20 protein-coding genes and 1 pseudogene are annotated in these 20,732 nt (G+C 45.9%); 14 read left to right on the top strand and 7 right to left on the bottom strand.

Annotated elements, in window-relative coordinates:
• Positions 1–132: 132 nt before the first annotated feature.
• The 3 genes and pseudogenes from IQ217_RS07515 to IQ217_RS19475 form a co-directional block, all read right to left on the bottom strand.
• Complete coding sequence (locus IQ217_RS07515; RefSeq protein WP_228023945.1) at positions 133–1,971, bottom strand: mechanosensitive ion channel family protein; 1,839 nt, start codon at positions 1,969–1,971, stop codon at positions 133–135.
• The gene (locus IQ217_RS07510) at positions 1,931–3,043 is read right to left on the bottom strand and encodes a mechanosensitive ion channel family protein (RefSeq protein ID WP_194019468.1); all 1,113 of its coding nucleotides are present in this window, start codon (positions 3,041–3,043) and stop codon (positions 1,931–1,933) included. Before IQ217_RS07510 ends, IQ217_RS07515 begins: the two co-directional genes overlap by 41 nt.
• Positions 3,044–3,350: 307 nt before the next feature.
• A pseudogene (locus tag IQ217_RS19475) lies at positions 3,351–3,530 on the bottom strand (hypothetical protein); the annotation flags it as partial.
• Positions 3,531–3,769: 239 nt separating this feature from the next.
• Here IQ217_RS19475 and IQ217_RS07505 point away from each other — a divergent pair.
• The 9 genes from IQ217_RS07505 (at position 3,770) to IQ217_RS07465 (ending at position 10,278) form a co-directional block, all read left to right on the top strand.
• Positions 3,770–4,174: a hypothetical protein gene (locus IQ217_RS07505; protein WP_194019467.1), complete on the top strand. Its 405-nt coding sequence runs from the start codon at positions 3,770–3,772 to the stop codon at positions 4,172–4,174.
• 49 nt (positions 4,175–4,223) lie between these two features.
• Positions 4,224–4,607, top strand: a complete 384-nt coding sequence (locus IQ217_RS07500) for a DUF302 domain-containing protein (protein ID WP_194019466.1) — start codon at positions 4,224–4,226, stop codon at positions 4,605–4,607.
• A gap of 75 nt (positions 4,608–4,682) precedes the next feature.
• Complete coding sequence (locus tag IQ217_RS07495; protein ID WP_194019465.1) at positions 4,683–5,897, top strand: HAD-IC family P-type ATPase; 1,215 nt, start codon at positions 4,683–4,685, stop codon at positions 5,895–5,897.
• Between the two features lie 81 nt (positions 5,898–5,978).
• Positions 5,979–6,329, top strand: coding sequence for an HPF/RaiA family ribosome-associated protein (locus IQ217_RS07490; protein ID WP_190599008.1), 351 nt, complete (start codon positions 5,979–5,981; stop codon positions 6,327–6,329).
• Between the two features lie 107 nt (positions 6,330–6,436).
• Positions 6,437–7,006 (top strand): c-type cytochrome, encoded by a 570-nt coding sequence (locus IQ217_RS07485; RefSeq protein WP_194019464.1) that lies wholly within the window; start codon positions 6,437–6,439, stop codon positions 7,004–7,006.
• Positions 7,007–7,459: 453 nt separating this feature from the next.
• Positions 7,460–7,903 (top strand): sterol desaturase family protein, encoded by a 444-nt coding sequence (locus IQ217_RS19370; RefSeq protein WP_338117489.1) that lies wholly within the window; start codon positions 7,460–7,462, stop codon positions 7,901–7,903.
• A 243-nt stretch (positions 7,904–8,146) separates the two neighbouring features.
• Positions 8,147–8,389, top strand: a complete 243-nt coding sequence (locus IQ217_RS07475; protein ID WP_194019462.1) for a thioredoxin family protein — start codon at positions 8,147–8,149, stop codon at positions 8,387–8,389.
• A 12-nt stretch (positions 8,390–8,401) separates the two neighbouring features.
• The gene (locus IQ217_RS07470) at positions 8,402–9,409 is read left to right on the top strand and encodes a permease (RefSeq protein ID WP_194019461.1); all 1,008 of its coding nucleotides are present in this window, start codon (positions 8,402–8,404) and stop codon (positions 9,407–9,409) included.
• A 194-nt stretch (positions 9,410–9,603) separates the two neighbouring features.
• Positions 9,604–10,278 (top strand): class I SAM-dependent methyltransferase, encoded by a 675-nt coding sequence (locus IQ217_RS07465; RefSeq protein WP_194019460.1) that lies wholly within the window; start codon positions 9,604–9,606, stop codon positions 10,276–10,278.
• Between the two features lie 74 nt (positions 10,279–10,352).
• Here the strand turns inward: IQ217_RS07465 and IQ217_RS07460 are convergent, their stop codons facing one another.
• From IQ217_RS07460 to aqpZ, 4 genes are all read right to left on the bottom strand, one after another.
• Positions 10,353–11,750, bottom strand: a complete 1,398-nt coding sequence (locus IQ217_RS07460; protein ID WP_194019459.1) for a 1-acyl-sn-glycerol-3-phosphate acyltransferase — start codon at positions 11,748–11,750, stop codon at positions 10,353–10,355.
• Between the two features lie 24 nt (positions 11,751–11,774).
• Entirely contained in the window at positions 11,775–12,179 is a 405-nt protein-coding gene (locus IQ217_RS07455; RefSeq protein WP_010872494.1) for an NIL domain-containing protein, read from the bottom strand.
• 7 nt (positions 12,180–12,186) lie between these two features.
• The gene (gene topA, locus IQ217_RS07450; protein ID WP_194019458.1) at positions 12,187–14,898 is read right to left on the bottom strand and encodes a type I DNA topoisomerase; all 2,712 of its coding nucleotides are present in this window, start codon (positions 14,896–14,898) and stop codon (positions 12,187–12,189) included.
• 567 nt (positions 14,899–15,465) lie between these two features.
• On the bottom strand, positions 15,466–16,230 hold the full coding sequence (aqpZ, locus tag IQ217_RS07445; RefSeq protein WP_190599016.1) for an aquaporin Z: 765 nt from the start codon (positions 16,228–16,230) through the stop codon (positions 15,466–15,468).
• 346 nt (positions 16,231–16,576) lie between these two features.
• On the opposite strand from aqpZ, the gene IQ217_RS07440 reads away from it, so the two are divergent.
• The 5 genes from IQ217_RS07440 (at position 16,577) to IQ217_RS07420 (ending at position 20,682) form a co-directional block, all read left to right on the top strand.
• Positions 16,577–16,891, top strand: a complete 315-nt coding sequence (locus IQ217_RS07440) for a metalloregulator ArsR/SmtB family transcription factor (protein ID WP_190599017.1) — start codon at positions 16,577–16,579, stop codon at positions 16,889–16,891.
• 233 nt (positions 16,892–17,124) lie between these two features.
• Positions 17,125–18,174, top strand: a complete 1,050-nt coding sequence (gene hisC / locus IQ217_RS07435) for a histidinol-phosphate transaminase (protein WP_194019457.1) — start codon at positions 17,125–17,127, stop codon at positions 18,172–18,174.
• Positions 18,175–18,178: 4 nt separating this feature from the next.
• Positions 18,179–18,982 (top strand): histidinol-phosphatase, encoded by an 804-nt coding sequence (hisN, locus tag IQ217_RS07430; RefSeq protein ID WP_194019456.1) that lies wholly within the window; start codon positions 18,179–18,181, stop codon positions 18,980–18,982.
• A gap of 34 nt (positions 18,983–19,016) precedes the next feature.
• Positions 19,017–19,436, top strand: coding sequence for a hypothetical protein (locus IQ217_RS07425; RefSeq protein ID WP_194019455.1), 420 nt, complete (start codon positions 19,017–19,019; stop codon positions 19,434–19,436).
• Between the two features lie 205 nt (positions 19,437–19,641).
• On the top strand, positions 19,642–20,682 hold the full coding sequence (locus IQ217_RS07420; RefSeq protein WP_190599066.1) for a GntR family transcriptional regulator: 1,041 nt from the start codon (positions 19,642–19,644) through the stop codon (positions 20,680–20,682).
• The last annotated feature ends 50 nt before the right edge of the window (positions 20,683–20,732 follow it).

Here is a 20,732-nt window from a genome sequence, read left to right as displayed (position 1 = left end):
CAACAATCAAATAATTAGACCAGATAACTTTGCCTACAATCTCTCTAGTTATTTGGCATAGTGGTTTTGTTGCTGATGGTAGGCTGTCCTCCGATGCCTCACAGTAAATTCCCTAAACAGACAGTGCCCTGGTTAAATTGTAATGGGTGACTGGAAATAGATTGTCGGGTCTTCCATCGTAAAGACAATGCCTTGCCTAGAAAGGGAGTTGGCAATTTCTACACTTGCCAGAGTCAATAAGCGTTTACGCACTTCGATTACATCATCTTGAGAACCAAGAATTGTCAAACTAACCCGCAATCTTTTACCTGTGCCATCAGAATAGGAAATATTGGTGCTATTTGCATCAATTCCTGACAAGATCGAGGTTTTTTCGATGATTGCTTGTCGTACTAGAGCGAATTTTCGTTCCTCCAAAACTGCCGGAAAATTCATATAAAGTAAAACCATAATTTTCTTGGCAAGGGTCACATTTTCAATTTCTACACTTACTAAAATAGAATTGGGCATCACAATAATTGTGCCAGTACCGAGAGAACGAATTTTAGTTGATCGTAAACCAATACTTTCTACTTTTCCTAGTTCTCCTCCTGATAAACGGACGTAGTCCCCAGTAACGAAGGGACGATCCAGATAAAGGACTAAGGTTGCAATCAATTGTTCAAGAATCTTTTGTGCCGCAAAAGCAACGGCTAAACCAACTAATCCCAAACTTGCAACTAAACCAATTAAGTCAAAATTGAGACTTCTAGCAAAGGCCACCAAGGCGACAATAAAAGCAAAAACATTAATGATAGTTTCAAAGACAAGAATTGCATCGTCACTGCCGGGGCTAAATCTTCCCCCTATCTTAAAACCATAAGTGCGTAAATATCGGCTAATAAGTTTTGTGGATATCCAATATATACTGCCAATTAAAAGTAGATTAGAAATTGGCTTAAGCAGATTATAGGCAATCGGAGCGAAGGACTCTAATAAAATTAAAGACCAACTAACGGCAAGGTTAAGAACTACGAATTTTAATAGGCGATCACTTGGATAAATAATATCACTATAAATTTTTTCAACGGATTGAGGTGCTATTTTTCCTAAAGCTAATTTCACTAAATCTGTGGCATAACGACTAATTACAAAAGAGCCAATTAAAGCACCGAAAAATATTAACCACTGGGGTTGAAAAAATGGAGAAATAATATGATAACGCCAACTTCGTAAAAAGGGGAACCATTCAGAACTAATACTTAGAATGGCAATCCAGCCCAAAGTGAAGCCAATCTTGCTGACAATGCCAGTTTTTAGCTTAAATTTTTGAGTTAAAATACCCAGCAAAATTTGCAAGCCAATCAATGCGGCGATCGCCATCATAATCCAAACACTTCGTTGCCAAAGATATTGACGAGTTCGCTCTTTTTTTGCTTTGGCAGTGGCCGTCCTTAAAATTTTCTGCCATTGAGTAGCTTGTTCTAACGGTGAAAAATTGGGTAATACGTCATTGGCCGTTACCGTGAGCAGATATTGATCATTTAGAGAAATATAAGTAACTCCAGTGTTGGGATCATTATTGACATCAAAATTAATATTTTGAGAGTTAGCAATAGCTTCGCTGATCATCTTATTGGCAAAGTCAGCTCTATCCTTGGCAGTAAAACGATCTACTGCTTGTAAATCAAAGAGGGGAATGCCATCCACAACGACGGGCTCACTAGTGGACACAAAGCCATTGCTAAAATTTGGGGCAGGACTGGAAGGTGAATTTTGGGCAAAACTTAGGGGAGTGAAAAAAACTAACGAACTAATAAAGAATAAAATAATTGGTCGAGTTAATTGCTTAATTACTGACTTAGTAATTCTAGTTAAATAAAGGCTAAGCCATGTAACTATAGCTTTTAAAATTTGTAAATAACCTCTATTTAAATTTTTGTTTAAGTATCTAAATAGAAATTGGAGAATCCACATAAATTGTTGGCTCATTAAGAGTAAAAGAAATATTCTGTTGTGTTAGTTGCTTAGTAATTTGTTGCCTCGCAAGATCTAGCAATTGTTTTCGCAAATCCATTGACAATTCATTAGACCCTAAAATAAAAAAGGAAATTTGGGCATAATTATCTCCAAACGCAACCTCAGTACTACGCCAGTCTAAGCCAAAAATATCCACTGTGCTGTCCATAACGATTTGGCGAATTAATGCTTGCTCATCAACTGACACCTTTTCTGGAAAGGTAATCGTCATTACTGACATGATTTTCCTCGCACCAGAAAAATTTTCAATGGTAGCTTGGGTGAGGGAATTATTGGGAATAACTGTGAGTGTACCTTTGCCGGAAATGCGGATTTTAGTTGATCTCAAACCAATACTCTCAACTCTTCCAAATGTGCCTTGTTTACCCTGCTGTCCATCGGATAAACCGATATAGTCACCAACCATAAATGGGCGATCTAGGGTTAACACAATTCCCCCTAAAAATTGTTCTAATGTCTTTTGAGCGGCAAAGGCAATGGCGATCCCTCCAATGCCTAAACTAGCAACAATGCCAGCGACATTGATATTATGGCTGATGCAAAAGAAGATAATTAAGGTGACGGCGATCGCAAAATCGCCCAAATAGCGGAGTAGGAAAATTGATTCCCCTCTCACTTTGGGATTAGAAGCAAAAGTTATCCCTAAAATTTTGGCGTCAAAAAAATCTCTAAATAGTTTTGACAAAAACCAGCCACTGAGCACTGTGATGCCTATACTGAAACAAAATTCAATTAAATTAAGCCATTCTGTGTTCGGGATTAGCAACAGCATCATTTCCATTGCAAACAGCGTAATTAAAATCAGAAGAATAGATTTAGATGCAATTATCACTCGCAGATAAGTTTCCGTTAAGGATTGCGGAATGAACCAACTGAAAAAGAATCTTAGTGTGGGAATTATTATTATTCCTCCGAAGCAACTAACACCTCCCGCGATCATAATTAAGCTAACTTGTAATAGCCGATCGCCATTACTTAAAGCCAATTCTGATGCTTGGTTAATCTCATTAATTGCGTCTGTCATGGCGAATCGTTATCGGGAGGTTGTGATTTTGGGCGCTGTCAGCTTAAGAAGTGAATTGGGGAAAGCCTCTAGAAGTCAGGATTTCTGCAGAGCGCTGAATAAACCCCATGGCCATAGCCGGAGTGGTATTTTTCTCCAGACTTCCATTCTGTAGTCATCTTAAGGGGAAAATAAACACTTGCCAGTTTCCATCATTCCTTGCCATATCGTCTTTCACTATCGGTAAACCACCGCACCAACCTGCCCTATTCCCGAACGGTCTTGACTCCCTCCTCATACAACCTCCTATCTTTGATTCCTAAGCTTTCTCCATTGGCGTTCTCAATCGTGCCATGGGGGCACCACTACGCTCGTTGAAGCGAAGACCGCATTCATTACAGGAATACTCTTACACTATCTGTTCTACCTTCAGCTTCTTTCTTCCATTCTTCACTATCCGTTCACTCTCACAATACACACAGCCTATTTTTTTAATCTTATACTGCATAACCATTCTAACTTTCACTCCCTAAACAGACAGTGCTTTGGCAGTCGATCTCACTGGTCGATGGGATAAATATAGGCGCAAGTTTGTAACGTTTCAAGGCGTTCTCATACAAATCATCCAACTCATACATTGCATATATATTATTTCAAACATCATACTGTCATACTAATCGTAAGTGACAAAACAAGTATGTTCAGATAAAACTTGCAATAGAATTGTAATCAATTTAGGTGATCGCTATGAGTAATCAATTAGGGCTATGGATCGATCACAAAAAAGCTGTAATTGTATCGATTGCGGAAACAGAAGAAAAGATTAAAGAAATTCTATCAGACGTAGAAACACAGCCTCGGCGTTCTGGTGATTCACCCATGAAGGGATCTTATGAAGCACTTCAAGTCCCTGCCGATGATAGTCAGCAGAATACTTTGACCCAAGACTTTAACACTTATTATGATGAATTAATTGACTATATTCGTAATGCGGAATCTATTTTTATCTTTGGACCAAGTAGCGCTAAAAATGAGCTGAAACAATGTCTTGAAGCAAATAATCTTGGTGCTAAGGTTATCGGGATGGAAACATCTGACAGTATGACAAATCCTCAAATTGTGGCGAAGGTTAGAGATTTTTTTGCGGACTAGTAATCCATTAATCGATAAGCTCAAATCGTCAATATCAAAGGACAATTTCATGTATTACATAGTTGAAACTGATAAGTTATTTGACCTAGCGGTTAAAGACTTGGAATCAGTGGTGGTGAGTCATGGCTATGGAGTATTACACATTCATGATTTGGGAGCTACACTGCGGAGTAAAGGGATTGAATTTGCGGAAGAGTGCAAAATTTTTGAAGTCTGTAATCCAGTGCAAGCGGCCAAGGTTCTTGCCATTGATATGTGCCTAAGTATGGCTCTACCCTGTCGAATCTCAGTGTTTACAGAAAAAAATGTTACCAAGATTGGGATGATTAAACCAGAAAAAATGTTGGCGGCGTTGTCTCAGAATCCAGCCCTATCTGCAATTGCCAAAGAGGTTGAGGAAATGACTATTCAAATTATTAATGCAGCGCAATAGATAGTCCCAATTACTGAATGAATCACGATCTGATTTATTTTTCGGTGATTGCTAGATATCAGGAGACATCCCACCATGACTGTATTTGCCGATCCGGAGACTCTTTCCCATTTATCCCTTGAAGAATTTCAACAACAATTAAACACTTCACTTCAGGGATTAAGTCAGAAAGAGGCAGGCGATCGCCAATTGCGGGATGGGGAAAATGAACTGACGGAGGAGAACACTAGTCCCGTCATGCAGTTTTTATCGCATTTTTGGGGGCCGATCGCCAGTGAAACCGCCCATCAACTCGGACTCAAGGGCGATATTCTCGATGCTAGTCTTTTGGGAAAAGTGCCATTGCACCAAATTGGACAAACTAACGAGGCGATCGAGGCGGCCGCAGGGTTTGCCCAAGTCTTTCCCGAACACAAATATCACATTGTCGATGTGCTGCAACAGAGGGGACATTTGGTCGGTATGGCGGGGGATGGGGTGAATGATGCTCCAGCCCTGAAAAAAGCCGATGCAGGCATTGCGGTGTCAGGGGCTACTGATGCTGCCCGTGCGGCGGCGGATATTGTGCTACTCACCCCCGGACTCGGTGTCATTGTGGAAGCCATTCAGGAAAGTCGCCGTATCTTTCAGCGCATGAATAACTACGCAATTTATCGAATTACGGAAACGATTCGGATTTTGTTGTTTATGACCCTTTCGATTCTGGTCTATAACTTCTATCCCGTCACCGCGATCATGATTGTGTTGCTCGCCCTGTTAAACGATGGTGCAATTATCTCCATCGCCTACGATCACACCCGTCCCGCCAAGCGTCCTGAAAGATCGAATATGCCAGTGGCTCTGGGGTTAGCAACGGTTTTAGGACTGACCGGTCTAGCAAGTTCCTTTGGCATGTTGTACCTCGGAGAACGGACTTTCCAACTTGATCGCGATACATTGCAGACATTGATCTATCTAAAACTCTCGATCGCCGGCCATCTAACTATCTTTGTAACCCGTACCAAAGGCCCTTTCTGGTCAATTACCCCAGCACCAATTTTATTAATTGCTGTACTTGGAACTCAAGGGGTGGCAACCCTAATTGCCGTTTATGGATTTTTTATGGCCCCACTGGGCTGGGGTTTAGCAGGAATTGTTTGGGGTTATGCCTTCATCTGGTTTTTGGTTGCGGACTGGATCAAACAAAGAACCTACAGTGTTTTTAACTACGACCAGCCAGTTTATATTACCTCCGGTTTAAGGAAGTTGCATCAATGGTTTTCCCATCCCCATTTACGGAAAACAAACTAACACTCTTAATTTTTTATCGTAGGAGCAATTCATAAACTCCCCTTACTTTTATCCCCATCACAATTACAAGAGGAAACTACCATGCAAGTCCAAATCAATACCGGTCATAACATTAAAGGTCACGAAGCACTGGCTACTGAGGTTAGTAGTGTAGTGGAAGAGAGTCTGAGCCGATTCAGCACTCGCCTCACTAACGTTGATGTTCACCTAAGTAATCAGAACAGCGAGCAGGAGGACGGCAATGACAGTATGCGCTGCATGATTGAAGCCCACATCGCAGGATACCAAGCCCTCGCGGTAACCCATCAGGCAGCAACCCTAGACCAAGCTGTTGACGGGGCTGCGGAGAAATTAACCCACTTGATTGAACACACCCTGGGGCGGCTAGAGCATCAAGCGAGTCATCGGACTGACCCACCTCTGTCTAGTTAGATCAATAGTCAATAAATTTTCCCAATAGTAGGGGCAATTCATAAATTGTTCCTACACAAAATAGGAGTTTCCACTTTCGCTTCTATTTCAATTATGGAGAACCGATCATGAAACATTTAATTAGGCGATCTCTAGCTAAAAATAAATTCATTTCCATTTGGTTATTCATCAGTATGCTAGCAGCAGTACTGCTCTATGCCTGTATGTCACCATTGCCTACAGTTAACAGCGCTCAATATCGGCCAGTTCCCACATCGTCACAAAATGGCAACCCCGTAATGGCCCAACAGCAAATATTTGCCTCTAATGGTGAGCGTATTTATTTCACGACGACAAGTGATCGCGGTACGAATATCACTGCGACTGGCATAATTTCATCGGGAGGAATAATGGGAAATGGAGAAATGATGGGTAATAGCTTCTTAACCTGTGCTTCCTGCCATGGCTCCGATGGACGTGGCGGTGTCCATACGATGATGGGAATGCAGAGAATCAATGCCCCTGACATTCGTTGGTCAGCCCTTAAGGATGAATTCATTGATGATGAAAAATTCCGTTTGGCGATCGCCGAAGGTCAAGACCCTGACGGCGAAAAAATGTTGAACAGAGATATGCCGCGCTGGCAAATGGGCGATGAAGATCTAGCCGACTTGATTGGTTTTCTCAAGACCTTATAAAACCAGCACTCGTGTCTGTTTCTGATGAAAAACTAGAACAAATAAACCAATATATTATTCTATCGAGAGGAAACTGAATTGATCGACCACTCATTTGCGTTCTATGGATTGGCTTTCTTGGGTATTATCCTGGCACGATACTTTGTTCTGGCGGGGGCAATAGACCTATTGTTGTCCGTCGGTTTTGGTCGACCCACTATCGACAACTGTGCAAGTACCACTGCCGATCACAGCAAAGTGCTGCCAGCGTATCGAGATCCACCACCCGGGCGATTTTTTTGCAGAGAGATTTCACCAGAAATTCGACGGGATATCGCACTCTCGGTACTTTCTTCAGTCGTATTTGCACTGGGGACAGCATCGATCCTGTCGGCATACGACTCAGGTATTACCCGTTTATACGCTGACATTCATCAGTATTCACTATGGTATCTATGTGTTAGTTATATCATAGTGATCGTGCTCCAAGACGCCTACTTTTACTTTTTGCATCGGCTGTTTCACCATCCTTTACTATTCCGCTGGTGGCATCAGGGACATCACCGATCAAATCATCTGACACCCTGGACATCTTTTGCTTTCGATCCACCGGAAGCGATCGCCCATGTGCTGTTTTTAGTTGGCATTGCGTTGGTGATTCCTCTCCATTTTATTACTGTCATTGCGGTGCTAAGCACTATGACTATATGGGCAGTGGTGAATCATCTCGGACTTGATCGGTTGCCGGCTAATTTCCCCCATCATTGGTGTGGCCGCTGGTTTATCGGTCCAGCTCACCATGCGATTCATCATCGTCAATATAGATTTCATTATGGACTGTATTTTACTTTTTGGGACAGACAGCTCGGCACCCAAGCACCTTACTATGACCAGGGATTTGACGATGTTACCCACTGAAATGGGTAATCCTATGCAAGGAAGGATCATGAAGGTTAAATTGAGCAAAAATCAATTAGCTGATTCCGAGCAAGTTTAAATTGTTTCCCAATGCGGCTCTCGCACAAGCGAAGCAATGGATTGGTGGCGATCTCAATGATATTTAGGGCAAATATAATTACATTTTTTCATAAATTTTCCATAAAAAGAAAATTTGACAGTCAAATGAACTAAATTAGAAAACATAAAAAAAGGAGTTATGCCATGAGCACTATCAAGATTGAAATTTTGGGTGCAGGCTGTAAAAAGTGTCAACAATTAGAAGTAAATGTTAAAGAAGCTGTAGCAAATCTAAATTTGACTGCTGAAGTTTTGCATGTTACCGACCCCATTGAAATTGCTAAACGAGGTGTGATGTCTACCCCGGCTATGACAATCAATGGCAGAGTTGTCAGTAAAGGTCAAGTCATTAATGCCAAACAAATTCAGCCCCTATTAAAGGGTTAAAAAGGCAAAATTATGTTTGACCCATTTTATCCTTTTGATTGGTTGGCAAACCAAATTGTCACCCAAGTCTTGGGATTGTCGATGTCATCCCATTTAGGATCAAGTCTGCACTTCTTTCTTTATGATGTGCCCAAAGTATTAACATTACTAATTGTAATTAGCTTTATTGTTGGGACATTTCAAAGCTTTTTGGAGCCAGAACGGGTTCGCTCTTTGTTGGAAGGAAAGCGTACTTTTGTGGGAAATATTTTGGCCGCAATGGTCGGAATTGTCACACCATTCTGTTCTTGCTCTGCGGTTCCTTTGTTTATTGGCTTCTTAGAAGCAGGGGTACCTTTAGGAGTTACCTTTTCTTATCTGATGGCAGCACCAATGGTCAATGAGGTTGCTGTTATCCTGTTGTGGGGATTATTTGGCTTGAAGGTAACCCTAATCTATATTGGCTTTGGGGTAGGTTTGGCGATCGCTTCTGGATACATCATCGGACTGATGAAATTGGAAAAATGGGTAGAACCCTTTGTGTGGGAACTGCAAAAATCACGTCAAACAATACCGATAGAAAAAGAAGACGATCTAAAACCAGTGGTGTTAACTTGGGGACAAAGATTTGATCAAGGAAGATTCCAATCCAGCGAAATTGTGCGATCGGTTTGGCTTTATGTGGTGATTGGAATTGCGATCGGTGCGGGGATTCATGGTTATGTGCCGACAGATTTTATCACCAAATATGCAGGGGCAAATAATCCTTTGGCCGTACCAATTTCGGTGATTTTAGGTGTTCCACTCTATGCCAATATTGCGGGGGTTATGCCTATTACTGAAGCTTTAGTCAATAAGGGAATGCCCATGGGTACAGTATTATCTTTCACAATGGCGGTAACCGCACTATCTCTGCCGGAAATAGTAATTCTTAAAAAAGTACTGCGACCACAACTATTAGCTGTATTTATTGGGTTAATGACCATTGGTATTATCAGTATTGGCTACCTATTCAACGCCATCATCAAAGGATGGGTTTGATTATTTTTTCAGAGAGCCTAGCATGGTAGTTGATATTTACTTATTTTGGGGATGATTTGTCTATTTTATCCCCTTTTTTTGTTACCTCACTTATGTTTCAACACTTTTGGGGGTATTTCAATATTCAGTCCTTCGTTAAAATAAATAGTGAAAATGGCTCTTTTCCAACGATTCATCATTAAAAGTTAAACCCCATGGCCCTGCTTAATCCTGACCAGCGCAGTAAGCTCGACCCCAGCAATGATGGTCAGTTTTATGCCTATCCCCGCTTTGTTACCCATGTGGACAATGGCTTCATCGACCAATTAACAGAGCTTTATCGGCAAAAGCTCAAACCTGGCACAAAAATTTTAGACTTGATGGGGAGTTGGGTATCCCATTTGCCCGGAGAAATGAACTTTGCCCATGTGGAAGGTCATGGTTTAAATGAGGAAGAATTGGCAAAAAATCCCCGGCTAGATCATTACTTCGTACAAAATCTCAATGAAAACCCCGCTTTGGGTTTCCCAGATGGAGAATTTGATGCCGTATTAATGGCGGTATCGGTGCAATATTTGCAATACCCTGAAGCCGTGTTTAGTGAAATTGCTCGTATTCTCAAGCCCGGTGGTGTGGTAATTGTCAGTTTTTCCAATCGCATGTTTTACCAAAAGGCGATCGCCGCTTGGCGGGACGGCACCGATGCCAGTCATTTGCAGTTAGTCCGGGCCTATATCCAATCGGTAAAGGAATTTGGCCCACCGGAAATCATTGTTAAACCAGGGCAAAACTTACCGGGATTCTTACAACTTTTAGGTATGGCTGGTAGTGACCCCTTTTATGCAGTGGTGGCTTCGGTGGAGAATGGAACCGTAGATAACCATGGATAGGAGCAGAACTGAAACAGATTTGGAAGGCTGATGATCAATCAGATTGCTAACACCAGGTAAACCATTGGTAACAATTAAATAATCAGACCGGATAACTTTTCCTGTAAAACCTCAGTTACCTTGGCGATCGCCAATTTTCGATTGCCCTGGTAATCGCTATAATAATCATCCACTAGAATGGGTTGACCAAAGGTAAGTTGGGCCCGCTGACGCCCCAGAATGGGACGGTTATTGAGGTTGCCCCCCTTCATACGGGTAATGACATTCCAAAGCAATAAAAGGGTGTCGGCAAACCTTTCCACCGTTGGTTTTTCTTTGACATAGTGGCCCGTTACGGCAACAAAATTTTCCACCAGCCGCATATGCCACATTCTTAAATCTGCTTCTTCAGCAATGCGATCAGCCAAGCCTTTTTTTACGGGAAATAAAGCTTGTTCATCCCGTAATTCTTCTCGATAAATATAGTCCCAACCAGCCTGTTCCAACCGTCGGCAACGATCCGGGAGGGTTCCCTTGGGGGTAATTTGAAAATATTCTTCCCCCACGGTTAAGGCCGCATGAAGCAAATTCTGCAAACGGGAAGCTAGTAATTGATTTGGATCTGTTTCCAAGCTGTTAAAGTTTTCTTGCAAACGGTTGGCTAAATCTTTCATTGTTGGCAAATTTTGATGGTAAAACTGCCGGTAAAAATTCTCCATTAGATCCAACATAACTTCGCCTAAATGGTAAAGTCGTTCGTATAGCTTGGCTTCTCCCAAACTATGGTCGTCGCTGGGGGGAATGCCGCAGTCCTGTTCCAATTGGGAAAGCAAATTTTCAATCTCTTGCCAGGGGGGAGTAAGGTAAAAGTATTGAATACCCACTGGCAAAATTAACGTCTGCTCCTGCCGTTGGGCTTTGCGTAAATCCTCCACGCACCAAAATCCCATTTGGGCAATGCCTGGTTCCAGGGGAGAAATCAGTTCGTTGTGACCGTTGGTGGCTCCTTCCGGCGCGGCGGCCAGGGGGTATTGGCCATTGAGCATTAGTTCCCGAGCCGACCGTAAACCGGGACGGTCTAATTTACCTCGTTGAATGGATGTACCCCCTAAACGGGGAAATAACCACCGTAAAAAATCTCCCCCCCAGAGGGGAATGCCCCGGTCATACATGAAGTGGGAATGGCTTAACGGCGGCGGTTGCAGGGGGCCTTTTTTGAGTGCTGGCGGCAATAAATTCCAAAATAAATACCCCATACACAACGGATCATTGATGCTGGGGTGGCGGAAGGCCAACAGTAGGCGGTTTTTCCCTTGGCTAAAGTCAGTGTAGGCCTGGACTAAAGTTTCTAAATTTTCGGCCTCGATTTTGGCGATCGCCGTTTGGGAGCGGATCCACCAGGGGAGAATCCAAGGTCCGAGCCGGAGCAACCAAGGCTGGAGATCGGGAGCTAAAAAGTCCAGGGGGGGTTGGGCTTGAATGGGGGATTCCATGGAAATAATTGCCGGTGATGGAGCCTAAAAATTAGTGGCGATCGCCTGGACAGGACAGGAGGGAATACATTGCTCACAGACCACACAACGTGAACGACGAAACATCAGGCGAAAACTATCCGGGTCTAAACTCAGAGCTTCTGTGGGGCAGACCCCCGTACAGAGCCCACAGTCCACACAGCTTTGGTCATCAATGACAATTTCGCGACTCGCCAAGGAAACTTCAATACTTTGGGAGCGCATCCATTCCAAAGAAGCCTCCAGTTGGTCAATGTCCCCGGACAATTCCAGCACCACTTTGCCCACCTGGTTGGGGGCTACCTGGGCCCGGATAATATTGGCGGCAATATTAAAATCCTTGGCCAGGCGATAGGTGACGGGCATTTGCACCGCGCTACGGGGAAAGGTCAGGGTCACGCGCTTTTTCATCCTGGTCTCAACTAGCCTCGCTAGACTGGTCTGGATTGGTAGCTTTACTGGGGGATTTTTTCCTAGTGGTGGTGCGTTTAGTGGTAGTTTTTTTTGCGGTACCAGTGGCACTGGCTTTTTTAGTGCTGGTTTTCTTCGTCCCTTTGGCTGTGGTGGTGGTCTTTTTACGGCTAGTTTTCTTCCCACTGGCTGCCTTTTCTGCCAATAAAGGTAAGGCCTTTTCTAGGGTAATGGTTTCTTCCGTTTCCCCTTCCGGCAAGCTGGCATTGACTTTGCCATGTTTGATGTAAACCCCATAGGGGCCTTTGAATAAATTCACCGGCTCTTGATCTTCGGGGTGGAGGCCCAACTGTTTGAGGGGAGTGCGGCTACCCCGGCCCCGTTTTGGTTCCGCCAACAGTTCTAAGGCCCGGTCCAGGGTGATGGTCAAGACATCGTCCTCCCCTTTAAGGGAACGATAATCCTTGCCGTCCTTACCTTGGTCGTGGACCACATAGGGACCAAACCTTCCCAGACTAGCTTTGATATTTTTGCCCGATTCGGGATGGCCCCCCAAAGTACGGGGTAGAGCCAACAATCCCACCGCCATTTCTAGGGTGACATCCTCCGGCTTAACTCCCTTGGGTAGAGAAGTGCGTTTCGGCTTCTTATTTTCCTCCGTGGCTTCCCCTAGCTGGACATAGGGACCATAGGCACCAATCAGCACAAAAATTGGTTCCCCCGTTTCAGGATGGGCGCCCACTTTATCGGGGCCTTCGGTTTTTTGCTTGAGTAACACTGCGACCTGGTCTGGGTTAAGGTCCGCTGGGGTTAAATCGTGGGGGATGGATGCCGTAATAATTTCTTCCCCCTGGGGAATTTCGATATAAGGGCCAAATTTGCCAATTTTCACCTTGGCGGCCAGGTTTTCCAACTCAATGGCCTTGGCGATCGCCGGATCGATCTGGTCTTGGCGTACTTTGACTTGGTTTTCTAGCCCTGATTCCCCCAGGAAAAAGCCCTGGAGATAGGGGAGCCATTGGGTTTTGCCCACGGCAATTTCGTCTAACTTTTGCTCCATACGGGAAGTGAACCCCGTATCCACTAAGTCGGGAAAATGGGACTCCAGCAAACTGACCACCGCAAAGGCCGTAAAGGTAGGGGTTAACGCCTTAGCTCGCATTTGCACATAGCCCCGGTCAATGATGGTGCCGATAATGCTGGCGTAGGTACTGGGACGGCCCACCCCTTCACTTTCCAATGTTTTCACCAAGGAAGCTTCCGTATAGCGAGCAGGGGGTTGGGTTTCGTGGCCTACGGTGTTAATTTCTTGGCAACTCGGGCGATCGCCGACTTTGAGGGGGGGCAAGATTACTTCTTGGTTTTCCAAGGCGGCATCGGGATCATCGGAGCCTTCCACATAGGCCCGGAAATAACCAGGGAAGTCAATGCGCTTACCCCCAGCTCGAAATTCTGCATCTTCCACCTTTAATAAAACGCTCAGTTGGGTGATTTTAGCGTCGGCCATCTGACAGGCCACGGTCCGTTTCCAGATCAATTCATACAGGGCTAATTCCCGTTCCTTTAACCCCGTGCGGTTGGGAATGCGAAACTCTGTTCCAGCGGGGCGAATGGCTTCGTGGGCTTCCTGGGCCCCTTTACTTTTGGTGGTGTATTGCTTGGGTTTGGGACTGAGATATTCCTTACCGTACATTTGTTGGACGCAACTCCGGGCCGCCGTCACCGCCTGGTCGGAAAGATGCACCGAATCCGTCCGCATATAGGTGATGTAACCCTCTTCGTAAAGCTTTTGGGCCACCCGCATGGTATCCCGGGCGGAAATACCCAATTTGCGGTTAGCTTCCTGTTGCAGAGTAGAGGTGGTAAAGGGGGGAGAAGGCTTACGGATACTTGGTTTTTCCTCCGTATTAATCACTTCCCAGGGTTGCCCCCACAAACGATCCCTCAAGGCGATCGCCTGGGCTTCATCCAGTACCACCACCCGTTTATCTGGCAGCAAAGCACCGGTATTAGGGTCAAAGTCACTGCCAGTGGCCAATTTCACCCCAGCGAGGGTGGCTAACTTAGCCTGGAAAGGATTTTTGCTTTGTTCCAGTTCTGCTTTTAGATCCCAGTAACCAGCGGTTTTAAAAGCTCGGCGGGCCCGTTCCCGTTGCACAATTAAACGCACCGCCACCGACTGCACCCGGCCAGCGGATAAGCCCCAGGCAATTTTTTTCCACAGTAACGGGGAAAGGGTATAACCCACCAAGCGGTCTAAAATCCGGCGAGTTTCCTGGGCATGGACCAAATTTTCGTCAATCTCACGGCAGTTGTCCAAGGCATGGCGAATGGCTTCCTGGGTGATTTCATGGAATACCATCCGTTTAATGGGCACCTTCGGCTGGAGCAGTTGTAATAAATGCCAGCTAATGCTTTCCCCTTCCCGGTCTTCGTCCGTAGCCAGAATCACTTCATCGGCATTTTTCAGGGCGGATTGTAATTCCTTCACCACCTTTTTCTTGGTTTTGGGCACCACATAAAGGGGGCTAAAATGGTCTTCCACGTTGACGCCTAAATTGGCCCAATTTTTGTCCTTGTAGGCTGCGGGCACCTCATCTGCCGAAGCCGGTAAATCCCGTACATGGCCCATGGAAGCTTCCACCCGATAATCTTGAGGCAAATAATTGCGGATGGTGCGAGCTTTGGTGGGGGATTCGACGATGACGAGTTTGGACATAGGGAGGGGATGAAACTGGGGATGGAACCGGAGGGGAAAATTTGGGCGGGTCTGAGGTGGACTATCTATATGGATGACTTTAGCGGACTAAGCCATAACTAATACTTATCTTAATCTTCCCAGAAGATCAAACCTGGCTTGGAGGTGTTGACATTCCCACCATCCAATCGTTAGGGAAGACTGGGTGAAATTCCCTGGATTGCCCCAGGCGCTGACGACGTAACTCTGCACATGTTCGGGGCGGGCAAGACACCATTGGTGGTTAGCTTTCTTTGCAAGAGCCCGTTGGTCAGGTTTTAGTTTGTATCCCAAATTTCCCAATCATGGGGGAGCCTGATCTAGTTTCCCGCTAACCTTGGGGTATGGGAGGGCTTTGCAGACACAAGGAACTTTGGGGGGCACCAATGCTGGTAGCCACAAAAATCAGCCCATTGACCCTACAAATTTGCCACAAAAATCTCCCCGAGGGCTAGCACAACGGAGGCTATCTGGGGAGCAACAACATCAACAAAGCTAGGATAACCTAACTCTACGATTAAATAAGGGGAGTGGGGACGATTTCTTTCCCTAGTTTTCCCCTTCTGGTTCTGGGGCCACTGCAGGGCGACTTAAATCTTCCAAGACATTGTGATAGACAAAGCCAGCCAACAATGCTCCGGCGATCGGGGCTAGCCAAAACAACCATAGTTGACCAATTAAAGCAGGATTGCCACAGAAAAGAGCAACTCCGGTGCTGCGGGCTGGGTTGACGGAGGTGTTGGTAATGGGGATGCTGACTAGGTGAATTAGGGTCAGGGCCAAACCGATGGCGGCGGGGGCAAACCCAGCGGGAGCAGGCTTATCCGTTACCCCAAGGATGACCAATAGGAACATGAAAGTCAACACAAACTCGATTAACAGCGCTGCCATGAAGCTATATCCCTGGGGGGAATGGTCCCCAAAACCGTTGGTGGCCAAGGGGTTAGATTGGGCTGGATCGAGGATAAAGTTAGGATTGCCCTGGGCAACGATAAGAATAAAAAAGCCAGCTAAGATCGCCCCTAGTACCTGAGCTCCAATATAGGGGGCTAACTGGGAACTGGGGAATCTTTTGCCCATCCAGAGGCCAAAGGAAACAGCAGGGTTAAAATGACCACCGGAAATGTGGCCTAAACCGTAGGCCCCAGTGAAGACGGTCAGGCCAAAAGCAACGGAAACCCCCAGATAACCCAAACCAAACTCGTTGGTGTTTTCGCCACCGGGAACAGAAATAAATGCGGCAAAAACAGCGCTGCCACAACCGCCAAGCACTAGCCAAAAAGTGCCGATAAATTCAGCAATGTACTTTTTCATTTGCGTTTTAAAAAAGGTAAAAAGAGTTTATTTTAGTCAGGCTCTACTTAAGCCTAGATGCGATCGACTAGTTCGGATCAAAAATATCCACCACGAAAAATAACATTGTTTTGTCAAAATCGGCACAAAATTCGGCAAAACTTTACTTTTGAGCGAAAAATTTGTCTCAATATCCCCCCATCAAGCCTTCCCCTTTGGTTTTAAACTTATATTTCAGCTTGATTTTGCCTTCTGTGTAAAAGTTAAATAATCCTCCAGAAAAGTTTGCACCATAGCCAGACAAAAGCTTGGGGGCATCTCAATCAAGCGCACTGCAAACAATGCATTGGTATTTCCTTATATTGCTGTGAAACCAACGGAAAAAGATCTAATTAGTGCCGGATTCCACGCCCTCTCTGACCCCATTCGCCTACAGGTACTGACGTTACTGGAAAATCAGGAACAATGCGTGTGTGACCTGTGCGAGCAACTGACCATTAGCCAATCCAAGTTATCATTCCATCTCAAGCGCTTGCGGGATGCGGAATTGGTGCACACTCGCCAGGAGGGCCGCTGGATTTATTACCGTCTTAACCCAGACCAGTTTCATTGTCTCCGCCATTATTTAGATTCCTATGGCCAGATAGCTCAGGAATACGCAGCCCGCCATTGTTGTGAATAATTGGCAGTTGGGCAATGGTATCTTTCTGTGCCCCCTCAATTCTTCGGTGGAAAACTTAAGGATTCATCAGCTCCATCTTGGTAGATCAATTAGGAACGTTAAAAACAGCCTCAACAAAACCCCATTGTTCCCCTATGTCCTGCCTTTACAGCGGCAACGGTGTCGGGGTATGGTCTGTATTGGGAGAAGCTTTGAACAAAGGGATTTTTTGCCCCTTTGGCCGTAATTTCGCAATGGTGTCCATCCGTCCATCTGTCCGTCAAACCCCTGCCTATGTGCCCGGGGAACAGCCCCAAACTAACGATTTTATTAAGCTCAACACCAACGAAAATCCCTACGATCCGCCGGCCCAGGTGTTGGCAGCGGTGGCGGCAGAATTACCAAAGGTACGGCTTTACCCTGATCCCGTTTCGACCCAGTTACGTCAGGCGGCGGCGGATTTGTATGGAGTGCAGTTAAATCAGGTGTTGGCGGGCAATGGCTCCGACGATATTCTCAATATTGTGGTGCGCACCTTTGTTGATCCAGGGGAAATCGTTGCTTTTTTAGATCTTACTTACTCTTTGTATGAAACGATCGCCTCGGTGCATGGAGCTAAGGTGCAAAAGATTGCCACCGATGCCAATTTTGATTTAACCGGGCCGGTGATTTGTCCGGGGGCAAAATTAATTTTCCTCGCTTCTCCCAATCCCCCCAAAGGCAAACATTTAAAGCGAGAATTTCTGTGGCAGACCTGCGCCCAGGCCGAAGGAGTGGTGGTAATTGACGAAGCCTATGGGGATTTTTCCGACGAGGACCATTGGGATTTTCTGCAAGAGTTCGACAATGTGATTATTTCCCGCACCCTCTCGAAAAGTTATAGCCTGGCGGGGATGCGGGTGGGATTGGCGATCGCCGCGCCGACATTGATCGAGGAAATGGATAAGGTGCGGGATTCCTATAACCTTGACCGGGTGGCCCAGGCCTTGGGCACTGCCGCTTTACGGAACCAAGCTGAATTTGTACCCCTGTGGCAAAAGGTACGTTCTACTCGCACCCGTTTGATGGCGCAATTGGCCAAGTTGGATTTCCAGGTTTGTCCTTCAGATGCCAATTTTGTTTTTGCCGCCCCCCGTTGGATTGCCGCCGCCGACCTGTACCAAGCCCTGAAGGAAAAGAAAATTTTGGTGCGTTATTTTAACCATCCCCGCATTACCAATTATCTACGCATTACAGTGGGCACCGATGCAGAAATTGACCAATTATTGTCGGCGATCGCCAGTTTGAAGGGGTCTTTGGAATAGAAAAATGTTGCCAGAGGTTGAACAAAGATTAGCCATCGCTCAGCAATTGGCCACCATTTCCGGGGACGTACTCGCTCAATATTTCCGTCGCTCCCATCTCCAGAGTGGCACAAAAACCGACCAGGTTTCCGCCATTGTCACCCAGGCTGACGAAGAAGCAGAACAGGCCATGGTTGATTTAATTCAAGCAAAATTGCCCCAGGACAGTGTAATTAGGGAAGAAGGGGAGAATATTAGCGGAGAATCGGGTTATACCTGGGTGCTAGACCCCATTGATGGCACTTCCTCCTTTGTGCGGGGCTTGCCAATTTTTGCCACCCTGATTGGCTTAGTGGATGAAAATATGCAGCCAGTGCTGGGCATTGCCAATCAACCCATCAGCGGCGATCGATGGCAGGGGGTACAGGGAGAGCAGAGTAACGTTAACGGCATGCCCTTGGTTAATCCCTATGAAAAGAGCGAAATTAATTTAGCCTCCGCCTGTATTGCCTCCACCACACCGTTAATGTTCACCACCCCGGAGCAACAGCAGAAAATGGCAAATATTTATCGCCAATGTCAGCGCACCGCCTTTGGGGGAGATTGTTTTAATTACCTTGCCGCCGCCAGTGGTTGGACGGCCATGCCCGTGGTGATAGTGGAAGCGGATCTGAACTTTTATGATTTTTGTGCGCTAATCCCCATTTTGACCGGGGTTAATTATTGTTTTACCGATTGGCAGGGGCGGGATTTAACCCCCACATCCACCGAAGTGGTGGCTAGCCCCAACATAAAATTGCACAGTGAAATTCTAGCTTTCCTGCAATAATTGATCCGTGTTTGCTTCTGGAGGGGGTTGACGGGTGCAATTAAGCTTTCAGGAACGTTTGGAGTCCATTAAGGCCGGTTGCCTAGGGGCGATCGCCTTTGGGCTGGTTTATGGATTGACCTGGCTGGGGAATAGCTATTTCAGCCTATTAACTACACCAAATTCGGACTGGATGAGCCTGGGTTTGAACGTTGGGAGTAGTTTGCTGAGTGGCTTTTTATTTGCTGTCACCTATCGCTACATCATTCGCCAAGATGACAATGCCCATCTCCGGGACGGGGCCGTGCTGGCCTTTACCCTCGTGCGGAGCGGCGGATTGATTGAATTGCCCACCACTGAAGATCCCTTGGCGATCGCCATTTTGATGGGGGAAAGTCTGATTAGTTTTGCCGTAGTTCGTTCCAGCCTGGATTGGGCCATGGATTGGGGTTGGCTCCGCCCCTTTAACAGTTGAGGGAAATTTTAAAAATTTGTGGCTAGTGAAAATTGATTGGGAAAACGTTGGCAAATTTCGTTAGCGACAACTAATCATTTGGACCAGATGACCAGTGGCGATCAAAACCTAATTGCCAATGAACCTTTCCCTGGTGGAGACCGTCTTTAGCCGTGGGATAAAATCCGGACTTCATCTGCCTACTCCTCGTTTACCCTTCCCTAAAATGCTACAGTTCCAAATTCAAAACGACAGCGAAATTCCTGCTTCTAAGCAGTTATTTGACCAAATCCGTTTTGCGATCGCCTCCCGTCAATATCATCCGGGGCATCGTTTACCCAGCACCAGGCAACTGGCCATGATGACGGGCCTACACCGCAACACCATCAGTAAGGTTTACCAAAATCTGGAAGATGCGGGCTTAGTGGAATCCATCGCCGGTTCAGGTATTTACGTTAAAGCCCCCAGCACCGAGGAGGGCATTATCCTTGATGGCCCCCTATTCCGAGAATACCCCGAAGCCAGCCAGCTAATCCAAAAAACCATTGATGAACTGCTCAGCCAAGGGTTAAACCTTTCCCAGGTGAAAGAGCTTTGTTTAGAAACCATTGACTGGCGACTGCGCAGTACCGCTAGGGTGTTGGTTACCGTTCCCCAACGGGACATTGGGGCCGGACAATTAATTCTCAACGAATTGGAACAAGCCCTGGTAATTCCTGTGCAGTTAGTGCCCATGGAAACCCTCAAACAAGCGCTGTCGGAACTGCCCTCCGGCACAGTGGTCACCAGTCGCTACTTCCTGGCTGAAGCGGAGTCCATTGCCACTCCCTACGATGTACGGGTTATTCCCGTTGATATTTACGACTACAGCAAAGAACTAGAACTGGTTAAGGCCCTACCGGAAAACTCCTGTTTAGGCATTGTCAGCCTAAGTCCCGGCATTCTCACCATTGCGGAAATTCTTATCCATAGCCTGCGGGGAGAATCCCTGTTTTTGAAATCGGCCTTGGTGAGCGATCGCCCGAAATTACGCTCCCTAGTCCGTACCGCCCGCACTATCATCACCGATCCCGCCAGTGAACCCATTGTGCGCCAGGCGATCGAAGCGGAACGCCATGATTTGATCCGGATGCCGGAAATTATTTGTTCGGAACATTACATCGGCGAGAAATCCATTGCCATCCTCAAACGGGAATTGGGCCTAGGGGAAGAGGAAGGGGAAGAAGAACAGAGCCCAGGGGTGAAAGTTAGCGTGGCCAAAAGTTAGTTTTAGTTGTCCTAACTTGCTAAACTCAGGCGATCAATTCCCCATTAGCC

Source organism: Synechocystis salina LEGE 00031 (genome assembly GCF_015207985.1).
Taxonomy (GTDB): domain Bacteria; phylum Cyanobacteriota; class Cyanobacteriia; order Cyanobacteriales; family Microcystaceae; genus Synechocystis; species Synechocystis salina.
This window is presented reverse-complemented; position numbering and strand designations above follow the sequence as displayed.